Consider the following 10,922-nt stretch of genomic DNA (forward strand, 5'->3'; position numbering starts at 1 on the left):
GATGACGCAGGAGGCGTCGCCCGCGTACGCCTACGGGCAGCTCGAACGGGCACTGCGCACCGCAGCATCCACAAAGGACGCCGACGTCCGCCGTCGCGCCCGCGTCAAGGCCGGGCGGTGGCAGGAAGTGCTCGCCGGCATGGCCGACGGGACGCTGCAGGTGGGTTCGCGGACGCCGGTCGCGGACACCCCGGCGTGGGTGACCCTCGAGGTCGCGCACGGCGGGTTCGCCACCGGCCGGTACCTCGCCGAGGTCCCGCCGAGCGCGGAGGAGCTCGCCGCGGCGCCGGGCGCCGCGGACCGCGAGCGGCTGAACCTGTGGTACCTCACCGACGCCGGGCTCGCCGCCCTGCGCGCCGCGCTGGCGACCGAGTCCTACCGCGTCGAGTTCCCGGAGGACGCGGCGCTGCCGGTCGTCGCCTGGCTGCTGGAGCAGGGGCACGCCGAAGCCGCGCTCGACCTCGTGGCCGAGCTTCGGCCGCTGCTGCACCGGCTGCGCCTGGCCCCGCTGCCCGGCGCGGCCCCGCGGCCGGCGGGGGCGCTGGTGCGGCTGAGCACGGTCGGCGAGGTCCGCGAGAACCTGCGGTCGGTCACCGCCAAGCCCGCGATCGAGGCGATGCTGGAGACGCTGCGGGTGTGGCACCCGCTGTTCGACCGGCTGATCGCGCTCTGGGCGGAGACAGTCGACGGCGAGCTGCCGCGGCTGACCGCGGCGGGCGTCACCGGCGGCTGGCCGTGCCGGACCTGGCCGGACGGCTGGGCGGCCCGCCGGGCGCAGTGGCTCGCGGACTACGCGACGGCGAGCGCGCGATACACGGCGTCGACCGCCCACACGCACCCGAAGGGCAACTTCGCCCGGCTGCACCGCGCGCTGCTGGCCTGCGAGCACGACAGCGCCGCCCTGACCGGGCGCGACGTCGGCTGGATCCGCCGTGCCCTGGCCAACACGGTCACCAAGCACGGCGAGCCGGGTTCGGAGCGCCGGGCGGCGCTGCGCAGCGTGCAGGCGGCGGTGGCCGCGTGCCCGACGCACGCCGAGCTCGCGGCGGCCCTGGCCGGCCGGCTCGACGCCTTCCCGGGCGACGGCGGTCTGCCGTCACTCGAGCCGATCAGCGGCGACTTTCCCCCGCACCTGGTCGCGAAGGCGGCCCGGGCGGTGGAGGCCCCGGTCGAGGAGCTGGTCGCGCGGGGCATCATCACCTCGGGCGACGTCCTGGCGACGGTGCTGCCGCAGATCACCGCGCAGCTGGTGGCGGCGAACGTCGGGGACGAGCGGCTGGCGGCGTTGTACGCGCAGACGTACGCGGCTTTCCGCCGTCGTCGCGGGCTGCTGCTGCTCGACCTGGCGCACCAGGTCCGGTTCGAGGAGCTGCCGTGGATCGCCGCGCTGGAGCCGTTCCGGGTGCGGCGTCCGGACGCGGCCGCGGCGGCGCGGCAGACGTTGACGCAGACGGTGCTGCTGGCGCTCGGCTCGTTCCCGCACGCGATCCTGCCGAACACGCTGGTGCGCGAGCTCGGCGCGCTGGCGAAGCAGGCGGGGCGCCCGATGCCGCTGCTGGAGGAGCTGGCGGCGGACATCTTCACGGGCACGTTCACGGAGAAGTGGCGCACGGCGGCGGCGACCACCAGCCGCGTCATGGCGGGCACGCTGTACGCCCGGTACTACGACCTGCCCTCGGCGTGGCCGGAGCCACCGCGCCCGCGCTGGACCCGCGCCCTGGCCCGGCGGACGGCCGACGACTTCGCGGCGGCGTGCGTCGCCCGAGCGGGCCGCCGCCCGTGGTCGGTGGCGGGCAACGGCATGGTGATCGAGCAGAGCCAGATCCTCACGACGCACAACCTGGCGGTCCTGGTGGACACACTGGGCCTGCACGGCCGGCTGCGCTCGGCGGCCCCGGAGCTGGCCGGGCAGGCATTCGCCTGGGTGGCGCGCCGCCTGGCCGTGCGGACCGGCGACTCGTACGCGGAGTGGCAGCTGCTGAAGAACATCGCCTACGCCTGGCGGCAGGGGATCTTCTTCTTGAGCTTCTGCGAAGAGGAGGAGCAGCGGGCAGCGGTGAACCGCCTCATCGAGCTGGTGGGCCCGGCCGACCGGTTCGCCCCGGCGGTGGCGGGCCTGGCCCACGTGCTGGCGGGCGGCCGGTTCACGGAGGAGGGCTTGGTGCGAGGCGGTTCCGGACGGCGGCTCCTCGGCTGGACGGCCGGGCCGCACTGGTGCCGCTCGGAGGGGTAGCTGGCGCCCCGCTCCCGCGGTCCGAGGGCCGCGGGAGCGGGCGTTGGTCGGCGACGCGGCCCGCGGCCGCAATACTCCACCCATGCCCCGCTGGCCGGTGCCGGAAAGCGTTGCCGTACCAGGTTTCCCACCTCACGCGCGGCTACGCAACCGCGCCCCCACTCCCCTGCGCCGCACCGGCAGCCGCCCCGCCACCGCATCCTCCAGCAGGGCTCCCACCGTCTCCCGCGCGCACGCCTTGTTCGCCCCGATGCCGCCCGATGGGCCGCGCTTGATCCAGCCCGCCACGTACACCCCCGGCCGCCCGGTGACGCGGCCTGCCGAGTTGGGTACCGTTCCCGGCTCTTCGTCGAACGGCAGGCCCGGTACCGGTGCGCCGCGGAAGCCCGCCGCGCGGACCACCCGGCCCGCCTCGATCTCGACCTCGCCCGCCGCTCCGGTCGCCGTCACCGCGCGGACCTCCGTGTCGCCGCGGAACGCCGCCGGTGACGAATGGAACCGCAGGACGATACGGCGGCCGTCCGGGGGCGGGGCCGACCAGTCGACCCGCTCTCGACGCACTCCCTGCAGCCACGCCGCTTTGCCTTCCGCGTCGTCGATCGCCTGCGTGATGCGCGGGTCGTGGGTGTCCACCACCAGGGTGCCGCGGGCCGCCAGGGCCAGCAGCTCCGGGCGCGTGTACGCCGCCGTCTCCGGGCCGCGGCGGGCCAGCACCACCACCTCGCGCACCTTCGCCGACCGCAGGCGCACCAACGCTTCCGGGGCGATCGCCGTGTCCGCCAGCTGTGCCGGGTCCGCCGTCAGGATGCGGGCGACGTCGAGCGCGACGTTGCCGTTGCCCACCACGACCACCCGCTCGGCCGAGAGGTCGACGGCGTCCGGGGCGATGTCCGGGTGGCCGTTGTACCAGCCGACGACCGTCGCGGCCGGCAGGCTGCCGGGCAGGTCCTCGCCGGGGACACCCAAAGAGCGCGCCTCGGTCGCGCCGACCGCGAAGATCACCGCGTCGTGCCGGTCCGCCAGCTCGGCACCCGCCGATACGCCGAGGCGCAGGCGAAGGCGCGGGTGGTCGTGGAACCGGGCGAACGTCTCGCCGATCTTCTTCGTCGACGGGTGGTCCGGTGCGACGCCGTAGCGGATCAGGCCGCCGGCCACCGGCAGCCGGTCCACCAGCGTCACGCGGGCGTTCGTGTGCAGCAGCAGGTCCTCCACCGCGTACATCCCCGCCGGGCCGGTGCCGACGACCGCGACGTCCAGCGGCGCGAAGTCGCTCGGCAGCACCCGCGAGAACGTCGGCGGCGCCCAGCGGTGGAAGTTCGGCGCGGCCGACACCTCCGCCAGCACGTCCCGGCCCGCGTAGTACTCGGCGTTCAGCTCTTCGTACACCCGCAGCGGCCCGGTGAGGTCGCCGGCCGGGAAGATCGCGTCGACCGGGCAGGCGTCGGCGCACGCGCCGCAGTCGATGCAGGTGGCCGGGTCGATGTAGAGCATGTCCGTGCGCCCGAAGTCCGGCTCGTCCGGCGTCGGGTGGATGCAGTTGACCGGGCAGACCGACACGCAGGTCGCGTCGGCGCAGCAGGTCTGGGTGATCGCGAACGCCATGTCAGATCAGGTTCGCGCGCTTGTAGAACCACAGGGACGGCTTGGTCAGCAGGCCGGCCGAGTGCAGGAACTCCATCAGCCCGGAACAGCTCGAGCGCAGCATCGACTTGTGGTGCTCGTTCGCCTTCGCCTCGCGCCGCGCCCGCTTGCCGTCCAGGCCCGCGTTCTCGTACACCTTGGCGTTGACCATGCTGGTCACGATGAAGTACGACGCGACCGCGACGACGAAGCCGTTGATCTGGCGGCGCAGCCACCCGGCGCCGCGCAGCCGCTCGCGGGTCTCCTCGCGGGCGAACTTCATGTGCCGCGACTCTTCGACCACGTGGATGTTGTTGATGGTCCGGACGAACGGGACCACGCGCTCGTCGCGCATCCAGTCGCGCTGCATGACGTCGAGGACCTCTTCGGCGACGAGGATCGCCGCGTACGCGGCTTCGCCGGTCGCGGTGGCCTTGAAGACCCGGCCCAGCTCGACGACGAACCGGCGCGGCCGGTACGCGGGCGCGCGCAGCTTCGCCGCGCCGCGGGCGAACATGATCGAGTGGCGGCACTCGTCGGCGATCTCCGTCAGCGCCCACTGGAACGCCGGGTCGGTCGGGTCCTTGGCGTAGAAGTCGCGCAGGACCATCTGCTGCAGGATCATTTCGAACCAGATCCCGGTGCTCGCGACCGACGCCGCCTCCTGGCGGGTCAGCTCGCGCTGCTGCTCGGGTGTCATGTCCGCCCAGTAGGAGGTGCCGTAGAGCGTGCTCCACTCCGGGCTGGCGCCGTGGTAGCCGGTGTCCAGCGGCGTTTCCCAGTCGACTTCCTTGACCGGGTCGTAGGACAGCTGCTCCGACGAGTCGAGCAGCCGCCGCGCCACGGTCTCCCGGTCCGACACACCGGGTTCACTGATGCTCGTCATGACCGACCTCCTCGTCAGGTGTTACCCAAGTTCACTGTTACCAACCGTAACATATACTTCGGCGGCCGTCTGCGAGCAGTTCAGTGAACGACCGTACACTCAACGCGTGACCTCCGCTGACTCTCCGGCGGGACCCTTCGGTTCCGGCCTGCTCGGCCCGCTGGACCAGGACGTCGCCGTGCTGCGCCGGCGCGTCCAGAGCCTGCTCACGGCCGCTTTGATCGCCACCAACGTGATCGGCGCGCTGGTCGTGGTCGGGCTCGCGGCACTGCTCATGCCGGCGCCCGGGATGTCCGGCGACCTCGTCGGCGTCACCGCGGTCGCAGTACCCGTGTACGTCGTTTCGGCGGTCATCGCCGGCACGCTCTGGGGCACCCGCGGCGCCCTCCGCACGCTGCGCTGGGCCGCCGAAGGACGCCGCCCCACCGACGCCGAGCGCACCGCGAGCCTGCGCGTCCCGCTGCGCCTGACGTACGTCCAAGCGGTGCTCTGGGGCATCGCGACCCTGCTCTTCGGCGGCCTTGCGGCGCTCGTCCAGCCGGCGGTGGTGCTCACGGAGCTCCTCGTCGTCGCCTTCGCCGCCGTCGTCGTCTGCGCGATCGCCTACCTCTTCGGCGAGCTGGCCCTGCGGCCGTACGCGGCGCTGGCCCTGGCGGGCACCACGCCGCCGCGCCCGGTCACCGGCGGCGTCAACCTGCGGATGCTGCTGTTCTGGTGCCTCGGCACCGGCGTGCCGGTGGCCGGGCTGGTGGTCACCGCGGTGCTGGCCTGGGTGCGCGGCGACGTCTCCACCACGAAGCTCGCCGTGTCGGTCATCGCACTCGGCCTGGTGGTGCTGTGCTTCGGGCTGCTCGTCACGGTGTTCACCGCCCGCGCCGTGGTCAACCCGATCTCCTCGGTGCGCGACGCGCTGGACCGCGTCCGCGCCGGCGACTTCGCCGCCCGGATCCCGGTCTACGACGGCAGCGAGCTCGGCCTGCTGCAGGCCGGGTTCAACGGGATGGCCGCCGGGCTGGCCGAACGCGAACGCATGCGTGACCTCTTCGGCAGGCACGTCGGCCACGACGTCGCGGTCGAAGCCATGCGCTCGTCCGCCGAACTCGGCGGCACGGTCCGCACGGTCTCGGTGCTGTTCGTCGACCTGGTCGGGTCGACGGCGCTGGCCGCGAGCCGGCCGCCGGAGGAGGTCGTCGGCCTGCTCAACCGGTTCTTCGCGGTGGTGGTCGACGAGGTCGACCGGCACCACGGCCTGGTCAACAAGTTCGTCGGCGACGCCGCACTGGCCGTCTTCGGCGCGCCCGCGCCGCTCGACGACCACGCCACCTGCGCGCTGGCCGCCGGCCGCGCGATCGCCCGCCGCCTGGCCGCCGAAGTCCCGGACGGCCCGGCCGGCATCGGCGTGGCCACCGGGGACGCCGTCGCGGGCAACGTCGGCGACCCCCGCCGCTTCGAGTACACCGTGATCGGCGACCCGGTCAACGAAGCCGCCCGGCTCACCGAGCTGGCGAAGAACGCCCCGGGCCGGCTCCTCGCCTCGTGGACGGCGGTCGAGGCCGCCGCCGCGGAAGAAGCGGCGCACTGGACGGCCACCGAAGACGTCACCCTGCGCGGCCGCAACCGGCCCACGACGCTCGCCTCGCCGCGTCCGGGCTGAGCCGTCAGCGCCGCGGGTCGATGTGGACCTTCGGGCCCGCGCCGCCGACGCGTTCCCCGGCCAGCACCGCGCCGACCTGGTCGAGACCGACCGTCGCCGCCACCAGCGGCCGCGGGTCCACCGCTCCGCTCGCGTACGCCGCGATCGTGTCGGCCAGGCCCGGGGACGCGGACAGCACCCCGACCGCCGTGACGTCCTTCAGCACCAACGCGCGCGTGTCGAGCTCGCTGGGCCGGCCGGACAGTCCGATGTAGACGACGCGGCCGGCCGGCTCCACGAGGTCCACCGCGAGCGCGGGCGAGCCGGGTGCGCCGGTCGCGTCGACGACGGCGTCGAAGGGCAGGTCCAGCAGGGTCGTGCGGGTCCGGACGTGCGTGAACCCGAGGCTGCGGGCGAACGCACCGTCGTCCACGCCCAGCAGGTGCACCTCGGCGCCCGCCGCCCGTAGGAATAAGGCCGTGAGCAGCCCGATCGTCCCCGGGCCGAGGACCAGCGCGCGGTCGCCGGGGCCGGTGCCGGCCGCGCGGGCGGCTCGCAGCGCGTTGCCGCCCGGTTCGACCAGGGCACCCAGCACGGCGTCGACCTCGTCGGGCAGCGCGTGCAGCGACCAGGCGGGCACCGCGAGCCGCTCCGCCAGCGCGCCGGCGCGGCCGCCGCGGATGCCGACTTCCTGCCGGTTCTCGCAGGTGTGCTGGTGGCCCTTGCGGCAGCGGCGGCACGTCCGGTCGCCGAGCATGGTGTCGCCCATGACCCGCCGCCCGAGCCAGGCGGGGTCGACGCCGTCGCCGACGGCCGAGACCGTGCCCGCCCACTCGTGCCCCAGCCGCATCGGGTACGCGGCGTGCCCCTGGTGCAGGTAGGCCATTTCGCCGGTGAAGAACTCGACGTCGGTGCCGCACACCCCGGCCCGCTCGACGTCGACGACGACCTCGCCCGCGGCGGCCTGCGGGACGGGCACCTCCTGCACCGAGCACTCCCGCGGACCGGTGAGCACGAAGGCCCGCATCGTCGAAGACATGGCGGCATCCTCGCACGCGGCCGTTGCCGAACACTTGCTATTTTCTTGACAGCTGTCCATTATCGGGGCCGTGGAGACCGACTGGACGACCGAAGCGCCCGCCAAGGACCGGCGGGTGCGCCGGTCGCGCGCCGCGCTCATGCGGGCGGCGGTCGAGCTGGTGTCCGAACGCGACTCCACGGCCGTCACCGTCTCCGAGATCGCCGAGGCGGCCGACGTCAGCCGCCAGGTGCTGTACCAGCAGTTCGGCGACCGCGACGCGCTGCTGCTGGAGGCCGCGCTCGACCTCGTCCGGCGCGAGCTGCTCGCCGAGCTCGACGGCCTCGGCCACCCCGGCGGCGAACACGCGGCGCTGCTGGCACTGGGCCGGCACTTCGCCCGGTACCGGCGCTTCTACCGCGCCCTGCTGACCGGGGCGTCGGCGTTCGCCCTGAACCGGGCGCTGACCGGCCTGTTCCTGCCGGTCAACCGGCAGCACCTCGGCCGCGCCCTCGGCGGCCACCTCGACGCGGAAAGCGTCGAGGACCTGGCCACCTTCCTGACCGGCGGGGCCGGGGCGGTCGTCAACGCGTGGGTCGTCGACGGGCCGGACCCGCTCGATCCGGAGGAGTTCGCCGGCCGGCTGCTGCGGATGCACTCGGTCGTCACCACGATGATCACGAAGGAGGCCGGCCGGTGATCAGCCGTCTCGTGCAACGCCTGCTGAAGCTGCCCGCGCCGGCCACCCGGCGGCTCGTCGTCGAGCGTGACCTGCGGGTCCCGATGGCCGACGGCGTCGAACTGCTCGCCGACCGGTGGGCGCCGCGCGAAGGGCCGGACGGCCTGCCGACGGCGCTGGTGCGCACGCCCTACGGCCGCCGGGGCGCGTTCGGGGCGATCCTGGCGCGGCCGCTGGCCGAGCGCGGGTTCCAGGTGCTGATCCAGAGCACCCGCGGCGGCTTCGGCTCCGGCGGGATCTTCGATCCGCTGCGGCAGGAGCGCGAAGACGGCCTCGCGACGCTCGATTGGCTCGTGCGGCAGCCCTGGTTCGGTGACGCGATCGTGCCCGTCGGCCCCAGCTACCTCGGCTACGTGCAGTGGGCGGTGGCCGACCGGTTCCCGCCGCAGGTCAAGGCGATGATCCCGCAGGTCACCGAGTCCGGGCTGACGCTGGAGTTCCTGCGCGAGGACGGCCTTTCGCTGGAGACGCCGTTCGGCTGGGGCGTCCAGGTCGCGGTCCAGGAGCGCCGCTTCGCGTTGCTCCGGCAGCGCAGCCAGGGGAAGAAGCTGAAGCAGGCGTACGCCACGCTCCCCCTCGCCCAGGCCGACGTCGTCGCGATCGGCCACCGCTCCGGCTACATCCAGGACGTCCTCGCGCTCCCGGAAAACCACCCGCGCTGGGCGGAGATCGGCCACCGGCACCGCGTCGCGGACGTCACCGTCCCGGTCAGCTCGATCGCCGGCTGGTACGACATCTTCCTGCCGGGCCAGCTGCGCGACTTCCGCACGCTGCAGGACGCCGGCCGCCGCCCGCGGCTGACGGTCGGGCCGTGGACGCACGCCGCGCGCACCGACCTGCTCGGCAGCACGGGTGCGACGCTCCGGGAGGCCCTGGAGTTCGGGCTCGCGCACGCCCGCGGCGAGGAACCGCCGGAGCGGGCGCCGGTCCGGCTGTTCGTGATGGGCGAGGAAGCCTGGCGCGACTTCGCCTCGTGGCCGCCGGAAGGCTATGCGCCGCAACGGTTCCACTTGCAGCATGACGGCGGGCTCGCTCTCGACGTCCCGGCCGGGTCGGCGCCCGACCGCTACCGCTACGACCCGGCGGACCCGACGCCCGCGGCCGGCGGCGTGCGCATGGCCCCCGACGCGGGCCGGGTGGACAACGCGGCGCTCGAGGCCCGCGCGGACGTCCTCACCTACACCACGGCCGCGCTCGGCGAAGACGTCGAAGTCATCGGAGACGTGCACGCGGAGATCTGGTTCCGGTCGAGCCTGCGGTTCGCCGACGTCTTCGTCCGGCTCTGCGACGTCGGCCCGGACGGCCGGTCGTTCAACGTCTGCGACGGGCTCACCAGCCTCCGCGACGCCGGCGAGACGGCCGCCGTCACGGTCCGGATGTGGCCGACGGCGCACCGCTTCCGCCGCGGCCACCGCATCCGCGTCCAGGTCTCCAGCGGCGCTTTCCCGCGCTACGCCCGCAATCCCGGCACCGGCGAACCCCATGCCACCGCGGTCACGCTCCTCGCGGCGGACCAGGAAGTCCACCACGACCCTTTGCACGCGTCGGCGATCGTGCTTCCGCTACGGGCTCCCGCCGGCTAGGCAGTGCCGGACACCGGGACTTTCCGGCACTCGCACCCAAACCGAGCAGGGCGGCTAGTCCGTCCGTCCACTGAGGACTTCGAAGGCGTGGCGGCGGTGCTCCGCGAACAGGCCCAGGGCCGTCTCCCGGTCGCGGGCGCGCAGGGCCGCCGCCAGCTCACGGTGTTCGGCGGGGATGCCCGCCAGGTAGCCGTCGGTCGTGACGCCGATCCGGGTCAGCAGGAACAGGTGCACCTGTGAGCGGATGGCCTGCCAGGCTTCGCGCAGCCGCCGGTGGCCGGCGGCGGCGTAGACCGCGTCGTGGAAGTCCAGGTCGCACCGGACCATGTCGTGTTCGCCCGCCGCCCGCTCCATGCGCCGCACCACAGCGTCGATCGCGTCCAGGGCCTGGTCCGAAGCCCGGTCGACGACCAGTTCGACGGCGAGCCCGTCGAGCGCCGCCCGCAGGCTGGCGAGCTCGGCGACGTCCTCGTCGGACAGGGCGGTCACGGTGGTGCCGCGGTGCCACTCGCTGCGGACGAGACCTTCGCGTTCCAGCCGGAGCAGCGCCTCCCGCACCGGCCCGCGGCTGACGCCGAGCGCCTCCGCCAGCTCCACTTCGCGCAGCTGGCTGCCCAGGGCGTAGCCGCCGTCGAAGATCGCGTCACGAACCCGGTCGGCGACCTCGTCGGCCAGCCCCCGGCGGCGGGCGGGAACCACTCCACTCATGTCGCAATGTTAACATTGCGACAAGAGCCTCGGCGAAGGGAATCCGATGACGACCATCCCCCGCTTCCACCTGGCGATGCCGGTGGACGACCTGGCCGCCGCGCGCCGCTTCTACGGCGAAGTGCTCGGCCTCGCCCAGGGCCGGAGCGCCGAGACGTGGATCGACTGGAACCTGCACGGCCACCAGTTCGTGACGCACCTGGCCCCGGCGCGCCCGGAGCGCATCCACAACCCGGTCGACGGCCACGACGTCCCGGTGCCGCACTTCGGCCTGATCCTGCCGGTCCCGGAGTTCCACGCTCTCGCCGACCGCTTGCGCACGGCGCGCACGCGGTTCGTGATCGAGCCCTACGTCCGGTTCGAGGGGCAGCCGGGCGAGCAGTGGACCATGTTCCTGCTCGACCCGGCCGGCAACGCCCTGGAGTTCAAGGCGTTCGCCGACGACTCACAGGTCTTCGCGGTGTGAGGTGCGTTTGAGGTGGCGCACCACCTCACCCAAGCC

The 10,922-nt window shown here is 74.0% G+C and carries 9 protein-coding genes; 5 read left to right on the top strand and 4 right to left on the bottom strand.

Annotation, left to right across the window (positions count from 1 at the left end):
* The first annotated feature begins 1 nt into the window (after window position 1).
* Complete coding sequence (locus AB0M93_RS33715; RefSeq protein WP_364281157.1) at window positions 2-2,233, top strand: hypothetical protein; 2,232 nt, start codon at window positions 2-4, stop codon at window positions 2,231-2,233.
* A gap of 132 nt (window positions 2,234-2,365) precedes the next feature.
* Here the strand turns inward: AB0M93_RS33715 and AB0M93_RS33720 are convergent, their stop codons facing one another.
* On the bottom strand, window positions 2,366-3,835 hold the full coding sequence (locus AB0M93_RS33720) for an FAD-dependent oxidoreductase (RefSeq protein ID WP_364281159.1): 1,470 nt from the start codon (window positions 3,833-3,835) through the stop codon (window positions 2,366-2,368).
* A gap of 1 nt (window position 3,836) precedes the next feature.
* Entirely contained in the window at window positions 3,837-4,739 is a 903-nt protein-coding gene (locus AB0M93_RS33725; RefSeq protein ID WP_364281162.1) for a diiron oxygenase, read from the bottom strand.
* A 106-nt stretch (window positions 4,740-4,845) separates the two neighbouring features.
* Here AB0M93_RS33725 and AB0M93_RS33730 point away from each other — a divergent pair, with 106 nt between their 5' ends.
* Entirely contained in the window at window positions 4,846-6,393 is a 1,548-nt protein-coding gene (locus AB0M93_RS33730) for an adenylate/guanylate cyclase domain-containing protein (protein ID WP_364281164.1), read from the top strand.
* Window positions 6,394-6,397: 4 nt separating this feature from the next.
* Here the strand turns inward: AB0M93_RS33730 and AB0M93_RS33735 are convergent, their stop codons facing one another.
* Window positions 6,398-7,411, bottom strand: a complete 1,014-nt coding sequence (locus AB0M93_RS33735) for an alcohol dehydrogenase catalytic domain-containing protein (protein ID WP_364281166.1) — start codon at window positions 7,409-7,411, stop codon at window positions 6,398-6,400.
* A gap of 70 nt (window positions 7,412-7,481) precedes the next feature.
* On the opposite strand from AB0M93_RS33735, the gene AB0M93_RS33740 reads away from it, so the two are divergent.
* Both AB0M93_RS33740 and AB0M93_RS33745 read left to right on the top strand, forming a co-directional pair.
* The gene (locus tag AB0M93_RS33740; protein WP_364281169.1) at window positions 7,482-8,090 is read left to right on the top strand and encodes a TetR/AcrR family transcriptional regulator; all 609 of its coding nucleotides are present in this window, start codon (window positions 7,482-7,484) and stop codon (window positions 8,088-8,090) included.
* Window positions 8,087-9,712: a CocE/NonD family hydrolase gene (locus AB0M93_RS33745; protein WP_364281172.1), complete on the top strand. Its 1,626-nt coding sequence runs from the start codon at window positions 8,087-8,089 to the stop codon at window positions 9,710-9,712. The genes AB0M93_RS33740 and AB0M93_RS33745 overlap by 4 nt, the downstream gene beginning before the upstream one ends.
* Window positions 9,713-9,766: 54 nt before the next feature.
* Here the strand turns inward: AB0M93_RS33745 and AB0M93_RS33750 are convergent, their stop codons facing one another.
* Complete coding sequence (locus AB0M93_RS33750) at window positions 9,767-10,420, bottom strand: GntR family transcriptional regulator (RefSeq protein ID WP_364281175.1); 654 nt, start codon at window positions 10,418-10,420, stop codon at window positions 9,767-9,769.
* 46 nt (window positions 10,421-10,466) lie between these two features.
* Here AB0M93_RS33750 and AB0M93_RS33755 point away from each other — a divergent pair, with 46 nt between their 5' ends.
* Entirely contained in the window at window positions 10,467-10,886 is a 420-nt protein-coding gene (locus tag AB0M93_RS33755; protein WP_364281178.1) for a VOC family protein, read from the top strand.
* The last annotated feature ends 36 nt before the right edge of the window (window positions 10,887-10,922 follow it).

Source organism: Amycolatopsis sp. NPDC051102 (assembly GCF_040682815.1).
GTDB lineage: Bacteria > Actinomycetota > Actinomycetes > Mycobacteriales > Pseudonocardiaceae > Amycolatopsis.

What these genes read in the sequence shown, in the direction of transcription:
- AB0M93_RS33715 (WP_364281157.1), top strand. Translation starts at nt 2, where the DNA reads ATGACGCAGGAGGCGTCGCCCGCGTACGCCTACGGGCAGCTCGAACGG.
- AB0M93_RS33735 (WP_364281166.1), bottom strand. Translation starts at nt 7,411, where the DNA reads ATGTCTTCGACGATGCGGGCCTTCGTGCTCACCGGTCCGCGGGAGTGC.
- AB0M93_RS33720 (WP_364281159.1), bottom strand. Translation starts at nt 3,835, where the DNA reads ATGGCGTTCGCGATCACCCAGACCTGCTGCGCCGACGCGACCTGCGTG.
- AB0M93_RS33750 (WP_364281175.1), bottom strand. Translation starts at nt 10,420, where the DNA reads ATGAGTGGAGTGGTTCCCGCCCGCCGCCGGGGGCTGGCCGACGAGGTC.
- AB0M93_RS33755 (WP_364281178.1), top strand. Translation starts at nt 10,467, where the DNA reads ATGACGACCATCCCCCGCTTCCACCTGGCGATGCCGGTGGACGACCTG.
- AB0M93_RS33725 (WP_364281162.1), bottom strand. Translation starts at nt 4,739, where the DNA reads ATGACGAGCATCAGTGAACCCGGTGTGTCGGACCGGGAGACCGTGGCG.